Raw genomic sequence first — 20979 nt, 5'->3', positions numbered from 1 at the left:
CATCGGTGCGGAGCGAATCTGACATTCGTGAGCACCGAAGCGCAGGACTGACACCGAATGCGAGGGTTTGTCTACACGCTGAAGCTCCCGTAATGGGAGCTTTTCATTTTTTATGCCTTCGTCGCTTCTAAAAACTCTTCAGCATCTGCCACAGCCAGTGAAATGGCCTCTTCCCAAAATGCTTTTTGAGTAAGGTCGACACCTAGGTGCTTATATGCCAAATCTTCTACAGTCATTGACGCTGTATCTTTTAATAGCGCAATATATTTCTCTTCAAATGATGCCCCAGCCTGCAATGCTTTTGCGTAAATACCTAGCGAGAACATGTACCCGAAGGTGTAAGGGAAGTTATAAAACGGGACACCTGTAATATGGAAATGCAGTTTAGACGCCCAGAAATGCGGATGGTATTCATCTAAAGAGTCACCAAAGGCTTCCTTCTGTGCTTCTACCATCAACTCATTCAAGCGGTCAGCTGGCACTTCTCCTTGTTTGCGCTCTTCATAAAAGCGTTGTTCAAATAAGAAGCGTGATTGAATATTCATAAAGAATGCCACACTGCGCTGCAGCTTATCCTCTAGCAAACTGAGACGCTCTTCTTCATTGGCCGCCTCTTTTAATGAAGCATCTGCCACAATCATTTCTGCGAATGTAGACGCAGTTTCAGCTACATTCATCGCATATTTACGATTCAACATCCGAACATCCTGCATGACTTCCTGATGGAACGAATGACCAAGCTCATGTGCTAGTGTCGCTACATTGGATGGAGTCCCTGAGAAGGTCATAAAAATACGTGATTCTCCGCTATCAGGGAAATTCGTACAGAAACCGCCCACTCGTTTGTTTGGGCGATTCTCAGCTTCTACCCAGCGTTCATTAAAAGCTTTTTCAGTAAAAGCAGCAAGCTCTTTTCCAAACCCTGCGAAATGCTTGATAATAAAAGCGGCTGCGTCTTGATAAGAATAGGTTTTTGTCTCACTTCCAATAGGCGCTCCCACATCAAACCAGCTTAGTTTATCAACCCCAAGCATGTCAGCTTTACGTTGTAAATAATCAATGAATGGCTGTTTATGTTCATCAATGACAGACCACATTGTATCGAGCGTCTCTTGTTTCATCCGGCAAATATCAAGGGGCTCTTTTAATATATGATCCCATCCTCTGGCTTCATATACTTGTAGACGAAAACCAGCGAGATGATTGAGTGTGCTTGCAAACAAATGTTCATCCTGTGTCCATGCATGTTCTAAATTATGATAGACGGCTTTTCTCACTTCACGGTCTGAATCATCCATCGCATTTTCTGCTTGGCCTACAGAAATCATTTGTGTTTCACCATTTTGCTCAAATGGAATGGTAATTTTGTTCACCAAGCTAGAATAAAGTTCATCCCACGCATGATACCCATCTACTGCTAGTTTTTGAATGAGTGTTTCCTGTTCAACAGGCAGTTGATCTTTCACATGTTCTCTTCGTTCATTTAATATGTAACGAACATCTGAGAAAGCGGCTGAATCCATTAATTCTTCCCACTGGCTAGTAGGTATCTCAGCAAGTGATTGATCAAACCCTGCTAAAATGGTTCCTAATTCAGCTTCCAGCTTGGCAATAGACCCTCGGAGACTGCCCGCCTTCATATCCTTTGTATTTTGAGATTGTAGACAGGATACAAATGAACCTGCTTGTGCTAATTTTTTATATGTGATTTCATACGTTTCAAGGACAGCTGTTAACTCTTTTTCAATTTGTGTATCTTCTTTTGAAAAGGCATCTACCTTTTGTCGTAACTCATCTAATAGCTGCTGTATGTGCTGTAAGTATGTGATAAATTCTGATGAAGAACTGCCTCCTTTAAAAAAGGCATCTAAATCCCACGTCTCTTGTAATGGTTTTAATCCCAAATTATTTCCCCCTTTAATTGCTAATTTCATCATACAAAGGATATAGAGTCAGTATGGCATATGTATTCCTTTATATTCATTATATTTTCTCACAATTAAAAAAACCCGGCAAGAAGCCGAGTTTTTATGATAATTTTGAACGTAAATACGCATCGATAAAGGAATCTAAATCTCCATCCATCACCGCTTGAACATTTCCCATCTCCGTGTTGGTACGATGGTCTTTCACAAGAGAATATGGGTGGAAAACATACGAGCGAATTTGGCTTCCCCAGCCAATTTCTTTCTGTTCTCCTCTGATTTCATCCAATTCCGCCTGTTGTTCTTCGATCCGTTTTTGATAAAGCTTAGATTTCAGCATTTTCATTGCACGTTCTCTGTTTTTGATTTGGGATCTTTCCGTTTGGCACGTCACGACGACATTTGTTGGGATGTGTGTGATACGAACCGCAGAGTCCGTCGTATTGACGTGCTGCCCCCCTGCACCACTTGCACGATACGTATCCACCTTAATATCCTCTGTACGAATATCGATATCAATTTCTTCATTAAATTCTGGCATGACATCACAGGAAACGAAAGATGTATGTCTACGGCCAGATGAATCAAATGGAGAAATACGGACTAAACGATGGACACCTTTTTCTGCTTTTAAGTAACCGTAAGCGTTATGTCCTTTAATCAGCAATGTCACAGACTTAATTCCCGCTTCATCCCCTGGAAGATAATCAAGGGTTTCAACCTTAAAGCCTCTGCGCTCTGCCCAGCGGGTATACATTCTGAGGAGCATCGATCCCCAGTCCTGTGATTCCGTTCCACCTGCACCCGGGTGAAGCTCAAGAATGGCATTGTTTTTGTCATACGGTTCACTTAAAAGAAGCTGCAATTCAAACTCGTTAAATTGTTTTGTTAAGTTCTTCAGCTCTTTTTCAAGCTCTGCATGAAGATCCTCATCGTAGTCTTCTTTTAATAAATCATGCGTCATTTGCAGCTCATCATGAGATTCACTGAGCTCATGATATGTATTCACATAATCCTTCAGTGCATTGGCTTCATTAATGACACCTTGCGCTTTTTGCTGGTCATTCCAAAAGTCAGCCTCTGACATCGTGGCCTCAAGCTCTGCAATTTTCGCTTCTTTTGTATCGAGGTCAAAGAGACCCCCTAAAATCAGCTAGCCTGCTAGCCATATTTTCAAGCTCTTGTCTAATTTCTACTAATTCCATATCCTTCACCTCATAGATGTATGGGGGCTGACATGAATAGAAAGAGGTTTTCACCTCTTTCCATTACTTATTCTGTCTTCCCATGACAATTTTTATATTTCTTGCCGCTTCCGCAGTGACATGGTGAGTTTCTTCCGATATCCACCACTTTACGCACCGGCTTTTTTTTCACTGTTTTCTCCTCATCGCCTTCTTGAGGCTGATGAGCAGTTGTTTGTCCTTGAACGACTTCTTCACGTTCTAGGTTGTTTTGGATTTCTGATTTTAGCACATATTTAGCGACGTCATCTTCAATTGAAGCGACCATATGCTCAAACATCGCAAATCCTTCCATTTGATACTCACGAAGCGGATTGGTTTGTGCATATGCACGTAAATGGATTCCTTGACGCAACTGATCCATTGCATCGATATGATCCATCCACTTCGAATCTACTGCACGAAGAACGATGACTTTTTCAAATTCACGCATTTGTTCATCGCCAAATGTGTCTTCTTTTGCATCATATTTCTCTTTAATCCGCTCCATGATGAATTCGGTGATCTCATCTGCTTCTTTACCGAAGATATCTTTGACCGAAATGGCACCTTCATCTAAATAGTTCGTGTTGATTAATTCAACAAGACCATCTAGTTTCCATTCTTCTGGAAGTTCTTCTTTCGGCGTGTAAGATCCAACAGCCCGCTCAATAGACGATTGAATCATATTGATCACAATCGATTTCAAGTTATCAGAATCGATGACTTCAAAACGCTGTTTGTAAATGACTTCACGCTGTTGACGAAGAACATCATCATATTGCAGAAGCTGCTTACGGGAATCAAAGTTATTCCCCTCAACACGTTTTTGAGAAGATTCAACAGCTTTTGAGACCATTTTACTTTGAATTGGAGTAGAGTCATCCATACCGAAGCGATCAAGCATCGCCATTGTCCGCTCTGCACCAAATCGGCGCATCAATTCATCTTCCATTGAGAGATAGAATTGAGTAATCCCTGGGTCTCCTTGACGACCAGAACGACCACGGAGCTGGTTATCGATACGGCGTGATTCATGACGCTCTGTCCCAATAACAGCAAGACCGCCTAGTTCTTTCACACCTTCGCCAAGCTTGATGTCTGTTCCACGTCCCGCCATGTTTGTCGCAATTGTGACGGCACCTTTTTGTCCAGCTTCCTCAATAATTTGTGCTTCACGCTCATGGTTTTTCGCGTTTAACACTTGATGAGGGATGCCTTTATTTTTAAGCAGTTTTGAAATCAATTCAGATGTCTCAACCGCAACAGTTCCGACAAGAACCGGCTGTCCTGTCATATAACGCTGTGCGACGTCTTCAGCTACTGCTTTAAATTTGCCATCCATTGTGCGGTAAATTAAATCAGGTCTGTCATCACGCACAACCGGTTTATTGGTTGGGATTGTGACAACCTGCATATTGTAAATGTTACGGAATTCCTCTTCTTCCGTTTTCGCTGTACCTGTCATACCAGATAGCTTTTCATACATACGGAAGTAGTTCTGGAACGTAATGGTTGCAAGTGTCATGCTTTCATTCTGCACTTCAAGACCTTCTTTTGCTTCAATGGCTTGGTGCAGACCTTCACTATAGCGACGTCCTTTCATTAAACGTCCTGTGAAGGAGTCAACGATGACGACTTGGCCATCTTCCACAACATAATCAACATCTTTTTGCATCGCAACATGTGCCTTAAGAGCCTGCGCGATATGATGGTTAAGAGCGACATGTTTGACATCAAACAAGTTCTCAATGCCGAATGCTTTTTCCGCCTTCGTCATTCCGCTTTCCGTCAGCTGTACACTTTTTGTTTTAATATCATAAGTGAAATCGTCTTCTATTTTTAACGTACGAACAAAGGCATTTGCTTGTACGTAAAGTTTCGTCGATTTTGCAGCTTGTCCAGAAATAATAAGAGGTGTTCTCGCTTCATCAATTAAGATGGAGTCAACTTCATCGATGACGGCATAATGAAGTGGTCTTTGAACCATTTGCTCTTTGTACAGCACCATGTTATCTCGTAAATAATCGAAGCCAAGCTCATTGTTTGTTGAATACGTGATATCAGCAGCGTACGCTTCTCTTTTTTCATCTTTGTCTAAACTGTTTAAGTTCAAGCCAACCGTTAATCCAAGAAATTCAAAAATCTTGCCCATTTCCTCTGCATCACGGCTTGCCAAATATTCGTTGACTGTCACAATGTGGACGCCTTTTCCAGAAAGAGCATTCAAATAAACAGGCATCGTTGATGTCAACGTTTTCCCTTCACCTGTTTTCATCTCTGAGATATTCCCTTCATGAAGGGCAATCCCCCCATGAGCTGTACCTTAAATGGGAACATTCCTGTCATGCGGCGTGATGCCTCGCGAACCGTTGCAAATGCTTCAACCAAAAGGTCGTCTACAGATTGTCCTTTTTCAAGTTTTTCTTTAAATTCGATCGTTTTATTTCGTAAAGCCTCGTCAGATAATTTTTCAAAATCTTGAGCGAGAGCTTCGATTTCATTTGCCTTTTTTTCATATCGGCTGATCGTACGTTTCGTAGGATCAAACACTTTGTTTAAGATTCCAAGCATATAATAACGCTCCTCTATTTCATGCAATTTTTCGGCATGTCCAAAAGTTTGACAGGTCCATATTTACCTGCATTTATCATACCATACCTTCCTTGATTTCCAAAGAATTTGCAATGATTTAGCACAAAAAACCCGCCCCTAATGAAGGGAACGGGTTTACTTTTTTTAGGTCATTTTCGGATCAAAAGGAACGAATGATTAAGCGTTCGGCTCAATGAGTCCGTATTTACCGTCATTTCGGCGGTATACCACATTGGTCAAATTTGTCTCAGCATTTGTGAAGACAAAGAAACTGTGACCTAACATGTTCATTTGGAGAATGGCCTCTTCGCTATCCATTGGTTTTAGATTGAAGCGTTTTTGTCTGACGATTTCTGTTTCATCAATTTCTTCGTCATCTTGAACTGCTACTTCGGAAGCACCGTTTCCTCCAGCAAATAAATGCTTTTTCGCACCTTGCTCACGGAATTTACGGTTCACTTTCGTTTTATGTTTTCTAATTTGACGTTCTAATTTACTGGTTGCTAGGTCTACTGCATTGTACATATCCTCATTATGCACCTCTGCTCGAAGTGCTAGATCAGTCATTGGAATGGTAACCTCAACTTTAGATTCTTGATCGTTGTAAAATTTCAAGTTCACGTTGACTGAAGCATCAACATCTGACTCAAAATAACGCTCCAACTTTCCAATTTTTTTCTCGACATGATCTCTTAGTGCAGGTGTTACTTCGATGTTTTCTCCTCGGACATTGTAATTCATGTAAAGAACGCCTCCTTTAAAATTAAGGATATGTAAACTTATTTCTACTTTTCCCTCCTTTTCTCCTGCTCAAACGTAAAAAAAATGTGAATTTTTATTGAAATTTGTCGAATCCTGCGGTGCTTCAGCTTTTACTTGATAGGTGATGAATATATATTCGATTGATTCTTGAAAAAGACCATCGCACTGTTAAATCTTGAAAGATGAAATAGATGTTTTCAGTGATTGAGACAAAGATTTTAAATCTTCCGCAGCTGCTTTCATTTCCTCATTCGCCGCTAGTGATTCTTCAACAGCCGCCGACATGTACTCTGTTTCCTCAGAATTTCGCTTGGCTCCTTCTTCTATCACACCAATTGTTTGAGAAATTTCTTCTGTACTAGCTGAGATTTGCTCTGTCGTGGCAGAAAGCTCCTCTGCTTTCATCGAGATATCACGGATGGATTCCAGAATTTCTTGAAAGCTCTGTTCAGACAATTGCGATACTTTCACACCTTCTGCTACATCTCGTTCCACTTTCGTCATAGATTGAGACGATCTTTCAGTATCTTTGTTCACGTTGGCGAGTAGCTGACTAATTTGATCAGTCAGCTGACTTGATTCTTCCGCCAGCTTTCTGACTTCATCTGCAACAACCGCAAAACCTCGTCCATGTTCCCCAGCCCTTGCTGCTTCAATGGCTGCGTTTAAAGCAAGTAAATTTGTCTGATCTGCAATGGCATGAATATTCCCCAGCAGGTCTTGAATGCCGGTAAACTGTACTTGTACATTGGCCATTGTAGAATGATGTTCATTCACAGATTCTTTAATAGAACTCATTTGTTTCACAAATTGTTGAATGAGGGATGCGCCCTCTTCAGCCTTTTCAGTCACTGAAATTGAGTGTCCCGAAACATCAGACGTATGTTCAGCCGCATTATGCATACCAGTCGAGACTTCTTGAATCGCCGAAGCTACTTTTCCTACTGCATCCGATTGTTCACGTGAAGCTTCACTGACCTGTTCAATCGAGCTAGACGTCTGTTCACTAGCCGAAATGGTTTGACTGATGGTTTCTTCGAATTGAGCAGCAGAATCAGCTAATTGCCTTGACCCGTTTTGCACCTGTAAGATGAGCTGACGCAAATGAGCTGTCATTTGGTTAAAAGCCGTACCGAGCTGGCCAATTTCATTTTTAGAGGTTACTTCAATCTCTTCAAGTGTGAGGTCACCATCTGCCATTCTTCTTGCTGCATGTGTGACAGAGACAATCGGTTTTGTCATACGTTGAACAAACCTTGTGCCAATGACTAAAAAGCCGACTATAATCGCTGCGCTAACGAGAATGAGCGTCAGCAATAATTGGTTACTTTCTTCATTGAGCTGACTGATTTTTTGATCCCGCTGTTTCAATTGTGTTTGAGCAAATTCTTTTGTAAAGGTATGTATTTCTTGTTCGATAGGTTGTAATTCTTGACTGAGGCGGGTGTTGAATTCTTTTTGATTGTTGGTATTCAATGAGATAAATAGCCTTTTCGTGGATTCATAATAAAGCTCATTCTTCTGAGAAATCTTTTCTAACAATTTTTTTGCTTGTTTGACTGTACTCAGTTTTAAAGCATCACCTGTTTTTTTATTAATATCAACATAGGTATCTTCAATATTTTGTGAGACTTTCCTATCCTGCACAACCACATACGTTTTAATTTGTGCTTCCTGCTTTTGTAGCAGTGCCTCTAATTCCAGTGAGGTCTGGTACAGCTTTACTTCTTTGGTGAGAAGTGCTTTATACGATTGATCTGTTTTGTAATAAATAAAACTAGAAAACCCCAAAATACTGACAAACAATACACATATGACAATAAGCCCAAATAAAAATTGATTTTTTAGTCTCATAAATTCCTCCGAATGGTCTGAATTGAACAAAAATTAATGAATGACATACGGCCTCATACAGGCATGTATTTCATCCATCCACTTTCTATATTCAGGTATAAAATATGATGTAAGGAATGACTGGAAGTGATTTGAAGGGAATGTATAGAAAGCTAGTATATCGAAACTTAAAAAAATTTGGTCAAACGATCGAATCGTCTTGGCAAAGTGCTCATTTTCAATAATTGAAAGCAGAAGCGGGTGTGTTGTCTCTAAATGAAAGAAGGCATGGATCAGATCATTAAAGATCCGATCCCCTTCTGTTTTAGCGAAATCCTTCTCAATTTCATCTAAATATTTTAGACTCTCTTCTATCGTATATAGAAGGTCATAATATGTGGTTAATAAAATATAGTCATCTGAACGATACGCCACAGGTCTCACCTATTTATTTCCGTTTATCGTAGTATACGCCGTCACTTGTCATGGGCTGATACGGATTTTGATAATTCAGCTGTTTTGTTTTCTTACGTTGAATGGCTTGAATATCTGCCTTGATCCCATTTTGAATCTCTGTTAATTGCTTGGCCATTATTTGATCTGTTTGAATGATTTCTTTGATTTTCTCTTTTTCTTGAACGGAAAGCTCATGTTGAATGTCTCTCATTAGTTCGTCTCTCTCAACTAAAAAAGCATCAAAGTCTTCAACGAGTGTTTCGCTTTGCGGATTGGCCTCTATTTCCGCTGCCATTTTTAACGTTTGGTCGTGCAGTTGGTCCACAATACTCATAGAGATCCCCCAATAGAGTGGTGACGCCCTTTTCGATCGGTTTGAATGACTTCCTTCCAAGCATCTCGGAAATCAGTCACATATTGCTCTACTTCATTCAGGATCTCTTCGTCATTTTGCAGATTGGCTTCAATCAGTCTTCGATAGATGTAGTCATACATACTTGCCATGCTCTTTGATACATCATACGTACGATTTAAGGTGACATTTAATTCTTGGATGATGTTTTGAGCCTTTTTCAGGTTCAAGTTTCTCATTTCAGCATCTTCTTTTTGAATGCCATGCTTTGCTAATCTAATAAACTTTAAGCATCCTTCATAAAGCATAAGCGTTAACTCGGCCGGTGTTGCGGTCTCAATAGAATTTTTCTGATAGGCGGCATAAGGGTTCTGAATTGCCATATGTTATAAACCTCCAATTATTGTCCAAGCAGTTGAGAAAGATAGCCAGATTGGTTGTTTAGCTTTTGAATCGCACTATCCATGGCGTTAAACTTTTTGTAGTAACGAGCTTCCACCATTTTTAAACGATCTTGGAATGTATCCATTCGTTTTGTCAAAGAATCTAAATCCTTACCAAGTCCATATTCTTTTAGCTCCATTGATGTACTACCAGCTTTTGTTTGAATACTCTTCGTGAAGGCTGATAAGGAATTTTTGACGCGATAGATGATTCCTTGTTCTTTATATTGCTGCTGTGCTTTGTCTTTGTCTTTAGAGTCAACATTTAAAGAACCAGAGATAAACATTTGACTGACCTTTTGTGGGTCTTCTCCAATGGCTTTTCTTAGTTTTTCTTCATTAATTTCAAGCTTTCCACCATCTTTATATTTCGATGATGTAGTAATGCCGATTTGGGTGATTTGAATTTTATTCGCATCGCTTGTCGTAATTTCGGCATAAAAATCACTTCTTAATTTAGCAGTACCTGATCGTAAAATAGAATCACTTCTCAACAAGCCCGACTTAGCTGTTGTTTCCCATAGCTCGACTTCTTTGTCAGACATGGCTTTTTTCTCTTCAGCCGTTAATGGATAATAGTCTCTGTTTCGTTTTTCATTCACTTTACCATTGACCTGTTCAACAAGTTCATTGTATTTATCAACAAATTGTTTAATTTTATCAAAGATGGCATCGACATCTGTTGAAACGTTCAAGCTGACAGGCTTATCTGTTGTTCCTTTCAGCTCATATGTGATACCAGCCTGCGTGAAGGTATTATTGTTATTTTCCATTTTGAGACCATTAATTTCGTATTGCGCTTTCTGTCCTTGAGTGGTGGCAACTAATTTGTTATCTCCATCCACTTGGAAGCCTAGTTGCGTTAAAAATGAAGCAGAATTACCATCTGCCGCCTTAATACTGACACCTTCACCAGTCGTACGCGAAGTCAGAGCGATCGTATCTACGTAGTTGGTTCCATCAAAGATCTGGCCTTTATAAGCCGTGACACCAAGTTGAGAGCTGTTCAATTTTGTCACGATTGTATCAAGGGTATCTGTATCAGTGGTATTAATGGTCACTGTTTTTGGTGTTGTAGAATCTGGTGTCGTCACCTCAAACGTAAACGTACCGTTTGAAGCAGTAAATCCAGATGTACTAGAAGATTTGAATACGGATGCTGTCGCTAATTGGGTCACATTAATCGAGCCAGAAGAAGCATTTGTTGAGCCAGTTGCTGTGACAGCAGATTCATTGGAGCTTGTGACTTTTTTTGCGCCATAAGTACTTGGTAATGTTAAATTTAGTTTGTTAATGAGATCATCTAATTCTTTGACCTTTGAATTGACCTCGCGGTAGCTGTCTCTTTGCCATTCAAGTGTTTGTTTCTGACGTGTCATTTTATCAAGTGGTGCTTGCTCAGTTTTCATTAGCTTTGAGACGATTTCATCAATATCAAATACATTTGAAAATCCAGTAATTCGATTAACCATGGTTTATGTTCTCCCTTCAATTACATTCTTTTATCGACAAATAAACCGACAATTTCTGTCATTGCCGCATAGAAATCAAGCCATTCTTTGGAAGGAATCTCTCTAATGACTTCTTCGGTTTGGTTATCTACGACTTTGACATAATATTCATTGAGTTTTTCATGCAATTCAAATTGAAGATGAAATTGAGTAGGTTCAATCAGCTTATTTGCTCCTTGAAGCGTTTTCTCAATTTCTTCTTTTGAAACGACTTTTCCATTTGCTTGTAAATCAGTGTTTGCATTGTCATTTTGATGATTCGTAACACGGGTTTGAAATGCATCAATCAGTGGCTCTAGCGAAGTCAACTTACCAACAGACATAGTTATTCAGCTCCTGTGCTTTAATCTATCTTTTATATCGGCTTTGAATTATTAAATTAAATATAGATGGACCGATTTGTTAAAGTTTCATATAGATGGTGTCATACCCCTATATAGAAATGATTTTAAACGGAGGTTTAAAGACAAATAGGATAAAAAAATCCTCACTTTTTTTGTGAGGATAATTGAGAAAGTAAATCGAAGGACAAGCTAGCAGCACGGCTGTTTTCTTCTTGAATAGACAGGTATACTTCCTTCCTGTGAATATCAATATGCTTAGGAGCCTCAATTCCGACTTTTACTTGATCGCCTTCAATCGCAATAATTTTAACTTCAATATCGTCGCCTATTTGAATCGATTGATTTAATTTACGAGATAGAACTAACATGAGGAAGCCACCTCTAGCAAATGTTTTGTATGATAGGCTGAATCATGCAAAATGACCTGCTTGGCTTTCATGTTTTTCCGATTCACAATAATAGGCGCTCTTAAATTGGCTGTCGTTTTTTCAATAGAAGATCCCATTGTTAAAATAACCATGACTTCCACATCATTGGCATCTTCTACCCCAAGAATGTCTACAACCGATTCTTCTAAGTCAAATTCATATTGATTGAAGAACAAAAATGGGCTGCTGACAATAAAGCCTAGTTCTGCATTTTTCAAAGATTGAAGAACTAAAAATGGGGATTCCTCTGATAAAGGTAAAATGACAAATTGTTTTTGATCCAGAAATCCTGGTATCCCATTAGAGAAGTGAATGATTTGCTCCTCTTTAATCGTCACTTCACCATGGTATTTTGTTTGAATGATCATAATTCACGACCTTTTTCATTTTTCTTAACTATACCTTATCACCATTTTGACCTGTTTCGTCAACTTCTATTTTTAATTCTGGGAATTGTAACATATCAATATGAACTTTACCTGGCTGGTAGTTAACAATTGGTTTATGAGGTGTTGCCTCTATAATAGCTTTTTGTGGCTCCACATCAATTTTAAGTTCAGATGGCTGATAGTGAATTTTTACACTAAAAAATGAAGGAATCACACCGATGTTGAATTGTTTTGCTGGAGGACTGCCGTTGATTTTCGCAAACTCAGCAATCGCATTCCCACCATTCTCGATCTTGATGAGTTCACTTCCTTCTTCCGCTCTACGCCCCATTCCTTCTCCAATCGCACGTTTCCCCTCAGCCGCCCATTCCTCTGAACGCCTAAAAATCGACTTAATATCCATATCGGCAAATGCCTCGGTTTGATCTATGGTTAATTTCGACGGTGTCCTTGTGATATTCATGACAGCTCTTGGCTGCTGAATGTCAAGATCCGCTCTTGGCTGCTCTACTTCTTGCTTGGAAGGGGTTGTCGACATTTGCAGCTTTGCATAAGTTTGCTCCATTAACAATCTAGGGATTTGCATAGGTTCACCTCCATGATGCAAAAAAGCACCCAACGGATGCTTTTTCTTATCTTAAGAAATCGACAAGGGATGGCTGAATCACTTTAGCTGTCGTCGCTAAAGCAGCTCTATTCACAGTCTCTTGTTGAAGAAGATCAAGAATGGCTTTTTCACTTTCTACATCTTCGGCATCTGATTTAGCCTTTTTCAGCACTTCAAATTGCGAAGTCAAACGGCTCCCGACTAAGTCGATACGATTGGATCTAGCCCCAAGATCTGAACGCTCAGCACTCATCACTTCTTTAAACTGATCGATATTTCCTAATGCATCATCTGAATTTGTAAACGTTCCATTTTTTAATGAGTTTTCTAAATCAGTCAGCATTTCAATGACATTTTGACCACTGGCAGATTGCCCACCAAAAGCTGAAAGAGGATTTGAATTCACATTTAATGTGATTCCATCAGAAATGTTCGACTGAACCACGTTTGCATCTGTATAGTTTTCAAAGTTAAATGTAAACGTACCATCTGCATTCTCTACAACTGGTTTAACATTGGTATTCGTCCCATTAAAAACAAACTTACCTAACATCTGCGTGTTCATTGCATCAATGATTTGATTCTTCATCTGACCAATTTCCACTCCGATAGCAGCTAAATCTTCTGGCTGTTTTGTTCCATTGGCCGCATCGAGTACTTTATCTCTTATATTTGACATGATATCAATGATTTCAGTGACACTTGTTTCAGATGTATCAATCCAGTTTCGTGCCTCATTTAAATTAGTTTGGTATTGCTCATTTCGAAACATGGCTGTACTATATTGAAGACTTTTCACTGCTGCCACAGGATCATCAGACGTTTTTGTGAAACGTTTTCCAGACTGTGCCTGCTCATTAATTTTAGAGAGTTTTTCATAACTTTTACTAATATTTCGAAGTGAATTTTGAGAAATCATACTTTGCGTGACTCGCATCAGTTACCCTACCTTCCTACGACTCCCATGCCGTTTATTATTTTATCTAATACTTCGTCTTGCATCGTCATAATTCTTGCTGCTGCATTATACGCATGCTGAAATTGAATCATGTTCGTCATTTCTTCATCTATAGATACAGCACTAGTTGACATCCTGCGTTCATTGGCTGAATTCACAAGAGCAGCTGAACTGCTTTCAAGGGTCATGTTCTTTTTAGCTTGTATCCCCATTTCAGCAATAACATTCTGATAGTAATCCTGAATCGTAGTGGTAGTTCCGCCGATTGGCAGCTTTAAGTTTTGAATATTAGCTAATTTCGTAGCATTCGAACCATCACCTTGCGTTTGATTAAGAGATGCAGCAATGTTATCTGTCGATGCTAAAATCACGTCACTCACTTTGATACGTGCTGCCAAGCCTTTATTCAAATCATTGTTATTCTCAATATCGAAAAAGTCTTGTCCACTTGTGCCATTTAACGTGTACCCTTGCTTATGGACGTCGTTAAAAGTATCCATAAATACTTTTGCTACTTCATCCAGCTCAGCAAGCATATCCGGGTACATGCCTTTTTCATCTCCATTAGACATATAGCCATACGCCTCAACAAGTGCTTTTACTTTACCATTCACTTGTAATTGATCAGCTGCGATGGTTGTCGTTCCAAATTGGAGTGAGTTAACAAGTCCTGTCGTATTATCATAGGAAAGTTGCAATTCAGATTTTTCATTGGTAATGCCATTTAAAATTGTTCCAGCAGATTGCCCATTAGCACCGATAATGTCGATGTTAACGGTTCCTTCAGCAATTTCCAGAGCATTTCCTCCAGAAGGGTTGTAGCTCACTTTAATATCAACAAGTGAGGAAAGCTGATCTATAAGAGCGTCTCGCGTATCATAAAGATCATTGGGAAGATAACCATTTGGCTCAACTGTTGCAATCTGTTTATTCACTTCATCAATTTGAGTTAATATGGTGTTCACATTTTTTGCCGTTGAATCGAGTTCAGTTTTTAAATTCTTTTGTATCGTTGTTAAAGAAGAATTTAGCAGGCGGAATTGATCTACTAAAGCCTGAGCACTTGTCTTAACAACTGTACGGGCTGAAGCAGTATCAGCATTTTTCGATTCTGATAAGACTTGTAATGATTTCCAGAGATTATCAAAGGCTCTATTCAAGCCTTCATCTGTTAAATCATTCATCACTCCTTCCATTTGTGAAAGAGCATCAGACTTCGTCGCATAATAAGACAAGTTATTGTTATGATCTCTATACTGAAGATCTAAAAAGCTGTCTCGAATTCTTTCAACAGTTCCAACTTGGACACCTGTCCCCATTTGGCCATATGTCTTGCCATCATAAACAGAAATCACTGGGTAAGGATTCTCTGCTTTAAAGGTAACTCTCTGTCTTGAATAGCCATCAGTATTTGCATTGGATACGTTGTTTGATGTGACATAAAGCCCTGCACGCTGGGCTGTGATTCCTCTTTTTGCCGTTTCTAGTCCCATGAATGTAGAACCCATAGATATCCTCCTTGTTTACGCCTTTGAATCAAACAAAGCCCTATGCTGTTTAGGCTTTGAACTCTCAAGACCATTTTGTCCGTAATTCATATTTTCTTTGTTAGGATTCACAAGATCGAATGTCAGTGAAATAAATTGAAGTGACTGCTGAATAAGCTGTTTGTTCAGTTCGTTTACATCTTTCAGTTCCACCATGATGTCATTCAGCTTCTCATATAACGAAATAAGCTCTTCTTGATCCGTTCCTGTAGCTTTTTCGATACATGCGGTGATTGTCGGCGATTGATCACTTTGTAAAAATTGAACTGCTGCTTCAATCCGCTTTTCTTCTAATTGTGAAATGGCCTGAATATATTTTTGCTCAAGGTTCAGAACCTCTGAAAGAGCATCGATCTCATTATTTTTCAGCATTTCTGTTTTATTCTTAGACAGCTTTAGAAGCTGTTCATGTAATCCGTAGAGACGGTGCAGTTCTTCAATCATTATTTTTACTGACATTCACGCTACTCCCTTTTGTTATTGTTGTTTATAAAAATTCAGCATTTTATCTGCAATGCCTTTTGTATCTACTTGATATGTTCCGGCTTCAATGCTTTTTTTAATTTGGTCTATTTTATCTTGACGTTCTTTCATGATATTCGGCACCTTTTGCATTTCGATTGCCTTTTTAGAAATTTCGACTTTGTCAGTTGATTTTGCTTGATTCGATTGCAACGTTTGTTTCTCATATGTTTTCTTGTAAGGATTTACTGGTTGTGTTCCATATCGATTAATTTTCACGGGATTCCTCTCGCTTTCCGTTACAGTCTGTCTTGATTCTATCCATTTTATCGACCAAACTGCAACTTAGTTTAGGGAATCAGTCGTTTTTAGGATTAATGGCATAATAGGTGTCTTTTTTCCTAGATTCAATCTCCCTTTTACGCTCTTCTTCTTGGTCCATTTGGCTGATTTGTGTCTTTATATCCTTTTCACAATGGCTACACAGCTTGTTTTTCCTGATCGGTTGGCCGCATCTTTCACAAGGATAGTTGATATTCGGGAATTGACTAATTTGAAGTCTTTTCAAACGGATAAATTTCAGGATTAATTCTTCATCAACTTCTGTTGCGTCTACTATTTCAGCAATGGTTGATTGTCTATTACTTTGCTTACGCAAGAATTTATAAACGATATCAAAAGAACGTTCTTCTTCTTCAAAGCATTTGTTACAAACCGTTTGGATGGTGGTTTTTAAAAATAACTGATTACATTGTGGACAGTTTGCCAATTGATTCATAACCAAAACCCCTTACGTTATTTTCTTTTCTTAATATCGGTTGATTGTCATGATTTTTAACTACGAATCAACGTAAAAGAGGAAACACTTTTGGCGCCTGCGTCTTTTAAAATTTTTGCTGCATGATAGACTGTCGCCCCAGTTGTATAAATATCATCGATTAATATGATATCCTTTAGAACGATCGGGTTTGACTGCCTTAATTGGAACAAATTCTGTTGATGTAAACGTTCATTTTTTCTTTTCTTTGACTGCTTCCTTTGATGTACTTTTATAAGTGGCTCCAATATAGGTCCGCCAATCATGGAAGCAAGCATCATTGACTGATTGAATCCTCTTTCCTTTAATCTCTCTTTACTCAAAGGAATTGGGACAAGCACCGGTTCTTTGATTGAAAAAGAACGTTTAAACGCTGACTGTACATCTTTTTTAAATAGATCAGCTAAAGCCGTATCACCTCGAAATTTAAATCGAGCTAGAATATCTTTCATAAAGTCGTTGTAAGCATAAACAGACCGATTCATTACAAGAATCTCAGCAAAATCCCGTCGTTTATTCCACCTTGAACAATCTTGACACAATTGATCATTTGATTGCGCTCTTCCGCATTTGGGACAAGTAGGACCTTGAATCTTCATCAGGTGGTTCTTACATGCTACACATAAACGATCTTCATTTAATAGTAGGAATGATTTCCATGTAAAATCAGCCACAAAATGACTCTCACAAATTGGACAAATCAACGCTTTTCTTTGTTCAACGGCAAATGATTTTCGCACCTTGGATATGTAGTGACCGTTGAAGCAGCTTCTGTCAGAATGACGAGCATCGCTGTATTTTTCTGTTTATCCACCATCTCGGATTTACTGTAGGATATTTTATCGATATCTGTTATATATTGCGGTTTCACTTGATTTAGAGAAATGGCTAATACATCTTCTATACATTTTTCACAATGACAAATCATGTTTAATTGATTGAGATATTGATAGAGAATTTCTTTAAGTAGTATTTCTTTTGCGTTGAGTAGCATATTTTGTCTCTCCTGCCATTTGTGTTTTGTGAATATAATGTACCATGATTTAGTTGAACCCACACTATTTTTCAGAAAACTCTTTTTCAGCTGTATTATTCATTTTTACGATATGTTTCTTTGCTTGTTTCATACTTCTCGTTAAACCAAAATGAAAAAAGTACACGTCTCCGTTAAAAAAATCTGGATGTCTCCCTGCTCTACCAGAAATTTGAACAAGTGCACTTTCTGTAAAAATAGGAGATTCCGCACCTAAGACGCCCACTTGAACATCTTGAATGGTAACGCCTCTTTCTAGAATAGTTGTTGTAACCAATACATCGTATCTATGATCTCTGAAATGCTGGACTTTTTGCTTCCTTTCTTGATCATCCGCAGAAACACCCTGTACATTTACATCTTGACCTTGAAGAATATGAGTTACCTTCTTCATAGTAGAAATAGAAGGAACAAAGAGTAACACTCTTTTTTTCTTTGTGATATGTTCATGCAGCCAGTTCATTGTAGATGCTGGAAGCCGATTTCTTTTTAATCTCTTTTTCCAATCTCCAACCCATTGAAATGTTGGGACAGGTAACGGTTTTTGGTGGAAGCGCAGAGGAATTTTGATCGCTTCTAATTGTCTACGAGCAACATCTTTTTGCATTTTTTTAGATGGTGTGGCACTTAAGTAAATTCTAACTCCTGTTTTTTTCATTGACTTTAAAACAGCAAACTGAAGCCGTTCATCGATTGAATAAGGAAAAGCATCGACTTCGTCTACAATGAGGACATCAAAGGCGTTTTTATATCTCATTAGCTGATGGGTTGTAGCGATCATAAGCGGCGCCATTTGAAATCTTTGAGAACTCCCGCCATAAAGTGCAGCTATATTCAGTCCTTGAAATGCCTTTCTCATTCGAGGTTCAAGCTCAAGTACAACATCGGTTCTAGGCGTCGCAATACAAACACTCATTCCGTTATTTAGCGCATATTTTATTCCATGAAAAAGCACCTCCGTTTTCCCCGCACCACAAACAGCCCAAACGAGCAGATCAAATTTGTTTTGGATTGCTTCTACTAGCCTATCGGACGCTCTCTTTTGCCCTTTAGAAAGCTCCCCCTGCCATGTTAATTCAACTTGTCTTGTGTCTTTCTTTTGTGGACCCGTCCATTCGTAGAGAAAGCCACATTCGCTTACTTTTCCCAGCATGATGCAGGATCTACAGTATACACAGTCTTTTTTACATGTTTCACACGGAGAGAGGGCAAAGTAGCGCATGTTTGATACACCGCACCGGCAGCAGATCAAACCACTCGCCACCCTATCGACTGCAGGTGTTCTATGGATAAATCCTTGATTCTCCAGCCACTCCAATTCGGACTGTGTACATTGACATTCAACAGGAAGAAGGTGCCTTGATTGTAGCTTGTGACTGAGTTCCAATGCTTTTTCCAGATTCAATTTCACGCACTACCTTTCCATTCATGTTGACCCATTATGTACAAAGAGAAGGCCTTTCGTCTAATTGTAAAAATAGAAAAACAAATCCCCTTTTCCATGAGAAAAGGGGATTTTGATATCTATCTGATGATCCAGCCAAGTGCTAAAGAGCCTTCGCCTAGATGAGTGCCAATCACGGCACCAAAGTAGCTTTTATAAAATTCAACATGAGGATACTTTTCTAATAAGTGCGCAATTAATTCATCTGCTTCTTCTTCTCTATTACCATGTATCAGAGTTGCTCTCATTGGAACACCACGTGATGCATCTTCATCAAATAATTCAAAAATACGTGAAATGGCTTTTTTGCGTGTACGAATCTTCTCAAAAGGGACAATTAGCTTGTTGTCAAAATGCAAGATAGGCTTTACCTTTAAGAGGCTTCCAATAAAAGCCTGAGCACCATTTAATCTGCCGCCTCGTTGTAAATGAATTAAATCGTCTACCATAAAATAAGCTCTTTGATTTTCTTTCAGATAATTGAGATGGGAAATCACTTCTTCTGGAGAAGCACCATCTTGGATTTTTTCAGCAGCTTCTAACACATAAAAACCTTGCGCCATACAGCTAGTCTCTGTATCAAACGGATAAATGTCGATTCCGTCAACTAGTTCATTTGCTGAGGCCGCACTATTGTATGTTCCACTAATTCCGCTTGACAGATGTATACTAATCACAGCATCATATGTTTCGCTAAGTTTTTCATATAATTCTATAAGTTCACCGAAAGCAGGCTGAGAGGTTGTTGGAAGATCTTTATGTTTCTTGACTTCTTCATAATATGTCTTCCAATCCATTTCTACTTCTTCACGGTATGATTCAGTACCAAAGATGACATTCAGAGGGATCATATGAATATGATGTTTATCACGTAGTTCTTGTGGTATATAAGCAGTACTGTCTGTTACAACGGCTATTTTCATTCTTAAATACCTTCCTTATCCGTTAAGTTGCTTTTTAAAAAAGAATGATCATTGTTTTTCACTAGATTTATAATACTAATCAAAAAAGCTTGCCTAATCAATAGGCAAGCCCGCTATATCCGAAAAAGACTCCTTACCTGCCTATCATTGCTCTCTAACTTGAATGTGAGAGAACTAAAAACAGGCGAAAAAGGAGTACTTGTCCGGAACATTATCTCATTTCTACCCAGCCGTTTTTAATTGCTACAACAACAGCTTGAGTACGGTCGTTTACATTCATTTTTTGCAAGATGTTACTCACGTGGTTTTTGACTGTTTTCTCACTAATAAAGAGCGACTCACCAATACCTCTGTTGCTCTTTCCGTCAGCTAACATTTGAAGAACTTCACATTCACGTCTTGTTAAGATATGAAGTGGTCTGCGAATTTCAGGATATACCTCGTGCTGTGGATGTGCTGAAACGCCGCTTGTTGCTAAGCGTCGGAATTCATTTACTAAGTTATGAGTGACTTTCGGATGTAAATAAGAGCCTCCGTCAGCTACTACTTTTACTGCTTCAATGAGGGTGTCTGCATCCATTTCTTTTAACAAGTAGCCTCTTGCTCCTGTTTTTAATGCATGTGTCACATAGTTTTCATCGTCATGAATAGATAGGATAATGACTTTTGATTCGGGATAAAGCTCTACTAGCTGTTTTGTAGCCTCCACACCATTTACATTCGGCATATTAATGTCCATAATGACAACATCCGGATGATAGTGTTCTACGATACGTGCAGCTTCGTCACCGTCGTCTCCTTCTGCAACTACTTCAAAAGTAGGTTCAAAATCTAAAATCCGTTTGACACCTTCACGGAATAATTGGTGGTCATCGATAATTACAATATTTACTTTAGTCACAAGCTACGCCTCCCCATGTTTATTGT

General features: G+C 38.9%; 22 protein-coding genes and 1 pseudogene. All 23 read right to left on the bottom strand.

The window, feature by feature from the left end:
• Nucleotides 1-110: 110 nt before the first annotated feature.
• Nucleotides 111-1904, bottom strand: coding sequence for a M3 family oligoendopeptidase (locus tag KFQ09_RS12450; protein WP_046344580.1), 1794 nt, complete (start codon nt 1902-1904; stop codon nt 111-113).
• A gap of 124 nt (nt 1905-2028) precedes the next feature.
• Nucleotides 2029-3130, bottom strand: a protein-coding gene (gene prfB / locus KFQ09_RS12445) for a peptide chain release factor 2 (protein WP_098680723.1) whose coding sequence is annotated in 2 segments (ribosomal slippage) — nt 2029-3057 and nt 3059-3130 — 1101 coding nt in all. Because the reading frame shifts where the segments join, the coding sequence is not laid out codon by codon here.
• Nucleotides 3131-3197: 67 nt separating this feature from the next.
• Nucleotides 3198-5722 (bottom strand): annotated as a pseudogene (gene secA, locus KFQ09_RS12440) (preprotein translocase subunit SecA).
• A gap of 198 nt (nt 5723-5920) precedes the next feature.
• Nucleotides 5921-6484, bottom strand: a complete 564-nt coding sequence (hpf, locus tag KFQ09_RS12435; protein ID WP_007499992.1) for a ribosome hibernation-promoting factor, HPF/YfiA family — start codon at nt 6482-6484, stop codon at nt 5921-5923.
• Nucleotides 6485-6673: 189 nt separating this feature from the next.
• Nucleotides 6674-8359: a methyl-accepting chemotaxis protein gene (locus tag KFQ09_RS12430; RefSeq protein WP_255835708.1), complete on the bottom strand. Its 1686-nt coding sequence runs from the start codon at nt 8357-8359 to the stop codon at nt 6674-6676.
• Between the two features lie 33 nt (nt 8360-8392).
• Nucleotides 8393-8773, bottom strand: a complete 381-nt coding sequence (locus tag KFQ09_RS12425) for a DUF8042 domain-containing protein (protein ID WP_008348244.1) — start codon at nt 8771-8773, stop codon at nt 8393-8395.
• A gap of 13 nt (nt 8774-8786) precedes the next feature.
• Nucleotides 8787-9128 (bottom strand): flagellar protein FliT, encoded by a 342-nt coding sequence (locus KFQ09_RS12420; protein ID WP_142156119.1) that lies wholly within the window; start codon nt 9126-9128, stop codon nt 8787-8789.
• On the bottom strand, nt 9125-9529 hold the full coding sequence (gene fliS / locus KFQ09_RS12415; protein WP_008348247.1) for a flagellar export chaperone FliS: 405 nt from the start codon (nt 9527-9529) through the stop codon (nt 9125-9127). The genes KFQ09_RS12420 and fliS overlap by 4 nt, the downstream gene beginning before the upstream one ends.
• A gap of 17 nt (nt 9530-9546) precedes the next feature.
• On the bottom strand, nt 9547-11061 hold the full coding sequence (locus KFQ09_RS12410; protein WP_255835707.1) for a flagellar hook-associated protein 2: 1515 nt from the start codon (nt 11059-11061) through the stop codon (nt 9547-9549).
• 20 nt (nt 11062-11081) lie between these two features.
• Nucleotides 11082-11423 (bottom strand): flagellar protein FlaG, encoded by a 342-nt coding sequence (flaG, locus tag KFQ09_RS12405; RefSeq protein WP_007499987.1) that lies wholly within the window; start codon nt 11421-11423, stop codon nt 11082-11084.
• Nucleotides 11424-11587: 164 nt separating this feature from the next.
• Complete coding sequence (gene csrA / locus KFQ09_RS12400; RefSeq protein ID WP_008348252.1) at nt 11588-11812, bottom strand: carbon storage regulator CsrA; 225 nt, start codon at nt 11810-11812, stop codon at nt 11588-11590.
• Entirely contained in the window at nt 11806-12240 is a 435-nt protein-coding gene (gene fliW, locus KFQ09_RS12395) for a flagellar assembly protein FliW (RefSeq protein WP_025208061.1), read from the bottom strand. Before fliW ends, csrA begins: the two co-directional genes overlap by 7 nt.
• 28 nt (nt 12241-12268) lie before the next feature.
• A complete protein-coding gene (locus KFQ09_RS12390) occupies nt 12269-12847 on the bottom strand; it encodes a DUF6470 family protein (protein WP_216942851.1) in 579 nt (192 codons plus the stop codon).
• Between the two features lie 46 nt (nt 12848-12893).
• A complete protein-coding gene (gene flgL / locus KFQ09_RS12385; protein ID WP_008348257.1) occupies nt 12894-13805 on the bottom strand; it encodes a flagellar hook-associated protein FlgL in 912 nt (303 codons plus the stop codon).
• Nucleotides 13806-13813: 8 nt separating this feature from the next.
• The gene (gene flgK / locus KFQ09_RS12380) at nt 13814-15334 is read right to left on the bottom strand and encodes a flagellar hook-associated protein FlgK (protein ID WP_216942853.1); all 1521 of its coding nucleotides are present in this window, start codon (nt 15332-15334) and stop codon (nt 13814-13816) included.
• Nucleotides 15335-15349: 15 nt separating this feature from the next.
• Nucleotides 15350-15832: a flagellar protein FlgN gene (locus KFQ09_RS12375; protein WP_007499977.1), complete on the bottom strand. Its 483-nt coding sequence runs from the start codon at nt 15830-15832 to the stop codon at nt 15350-15352.
• A gap of 18 nt (nt 15833-15850) precedes the next feature.
• Nucleotides 15851-16114 (bottom strand): flagellar biosynthesis anti-sigma factor FlgM, encoded by a 264-nt coding sequence (gene flgM, locus KFQ09_RS12370; RefSeq protein ID WP_003213252.1) that lies wholly within the window; start codon nt 16112-16114, stop codon nt 15851-15853.
• Between the two features lie 79 nt (nt 16115-16193).
• Nucleotides 16194-16613 (bottom strand): TIGR03826 family flagellar region protein, encoded by a 420-nt coding sequence (locus KFQ09_RS12365; RefSeq protein ID WP_017357864.1) that lies wholly within the window; start codon nt 16611-16613, stop codon nt 16194-16196.
• A gap of 56 nt (nt 16614-16669) precedes the next feature.
• Nucleotides 16670-17356, bottom strand: coding sequence for a ComFC family protein (locus tag KFQ09_RS12360; RefSeq protein WP_216942854.1), 687 nt, complete (start codon nt 17354-17356; stop codon nt 16670-16672).
• Entirely contained in the window at nt 17353-17646 is a 294-nt protein-coding gene (locus tag KFQ09_RS12355) for a late competence protein ComFB (RefSeq protein WP_008348267.1), read from the bottom strand. The genes KFQ09_RS12360 and KFQ09_RS12355 overlap by 4 nt, the downstream gene beginning before the upstream one ends.
• Nucleotides 17647-17710: 64 nt before the next feature.
• Entirely contained in the window at nt 17711-19090 is a 1380-nt protein-coding gene (locus KFQ09_RS12350; RefSeq protein WP_370648328.1) for an ATP-dependent helicase ComFA, read from the bottom strand.
• 119 nt (nt 19091-19209) lie between these two features.
• Complete coding sequence (locus KFQ09_RS12345) at nt 19210-20052, bottom strand: DegV family protein (RefSeq protein WP_144683538.1); 843 nt, start codon at nt 20050-20052, stop codon at nt 19210-19212.
• Nucleotides 20053-20263: 211 nt separating this feature from the next.
• The gene (gene degU, locus KFQ09_RS12340; protein WP_008348273.1) at nt 20264-20953 is read right to left on the bottom strand and encodes a two-component system response regulator DegU; all 690 of its coding nucleotides are present in this window, start codon (nt 20951-20953) and stop codon (nt 20264-20266) included.
• Nucleotides 20954-20979: the final 26 nt, after the last annotated feature.

It is taken from the genome of Bacillus sp. FS02, from assembly GCF_024398395.1.
Taxonomy (GTDB): Bacteria; Bacillota; Bacilli; order Bacillales; family Bacillaceae; genus Bacillus; species Bacillus altitudinis.
The sequence above is the reverse complement of the archived record's forward strand: the minus strand, read 5'-3'. Positions and strand labels throughout refer to the sequence as shown.

What these genes read in the sequence shown, in the direction of transcription:
- KFQ09_RS12410 (WP_255835707.1), bottom strand. Translation starts at nt 11,061, where the DNA reads ATGGTTAATCGAATTACTGGATTTTCAAATGTATTTGATATTGATGAA.
- KFQ09_RS12375 (WP_007499977.1), bottom strand. Translation starts at nt 15,832, where the DNA reads ATGTCAGTAAAAATAATGATTGAAGAACTGCACCGTCTCTACGGATTA.
- KFQ09_RS12345 (WP_144683538.1), bottom strand. Translation starts at nt 20,052, where the DNA reads ATGAAAATAGCCGTTGTAACAGACAGTACTGCTTATATACCACAAGAA.
- fliS (WP_008348247.1), bottom strand. Translation starts at nt 9,529, where the DNA reads ATGGCAATTCAGAACCCTTATGCCGCCTATCAGAAAAATTCTATTGAG.
- hpf (WP_007499992.1), bottom strand. Translation starts at nt 6,484, where the DNA reads ATGAATTACAATGTCCGAGGAGAAAACATCGAAGTAACACCTGCACTA.
- csrA (WP_008348252.1), bottom strand. Translation starts at nt 11,812, where the DNA reads ATGTTAGTTCTATCTCGTAAATTAAATCAATCGATTCAAATAGGCGAC.
- KFQ09_RS12430 (WP_255835708.1), bottom strand. Translation starts at nt 8,359, where the DNA reads ATGAGACTAAAAAATCAATTTTTATTTGGGCTTATTGTCATATGTGTA.
- KFQ09_RS12420 (WP_142156119.1), bottom strand. Translation starts at nt 9,128, where the DNA reads ATGAGTATTGTGGACCAACTGCACGACCAAACGTTAAAAATGGCAGCG.
- flgL (WP_008348257.1), bottom strand. Translation starts at nt 13,805, where the DNA reads ATGCGAGTCACGCAAAGTATGATTTCTCAAAATTCACTTCGAAATATT.
- KFQ09_RS12390 (WP_216942851.1), bottom strand. Translation starts at nt 12,847, where the DNA reads ATGCAAATCCCTAGATTGTTAATGGAGCAAACTTATGCAAAGCTGCAA.
- KFQ09_RS12365 (WP_017357864.1), bottom strand. Translation starts at nt 16,613, where the DNA reads ATGAATCAATTGGCAAACTGTCCACAATGTAATCAGTTATTTTTAAAA.
- flgK (WP_216942853.1), bottom strand. Translation starts at nt 15,334, where the DNA reads ATGGGTTCTACATTCATGGGACTAGAAACGGCAAAAAGAGGAATCACA.
- flaG (WP_007499987.1), bottom strand. Translation starts at nt 11,423, where the DNA reads ATGTCTGTTGGTAAGTTGACTTCGCTAGAGCCACTGATTGATGCATTT.
- fliW (WP_025208061.1), bottom strand. Translation starts at nt 12,240, where the DNA reads ATGATCATTCAAACAAAATACCATGGTGAAGTGACGATTAAAGAGGAG.
- KFQ09_RS12355 (WP_008348267.1), bottom strand. Translation starts at nt 17,646, where the DNA reads ATGCTACTCAACGCAAAAGAAATACTACTTAAAGAAATTCTCTATCAA.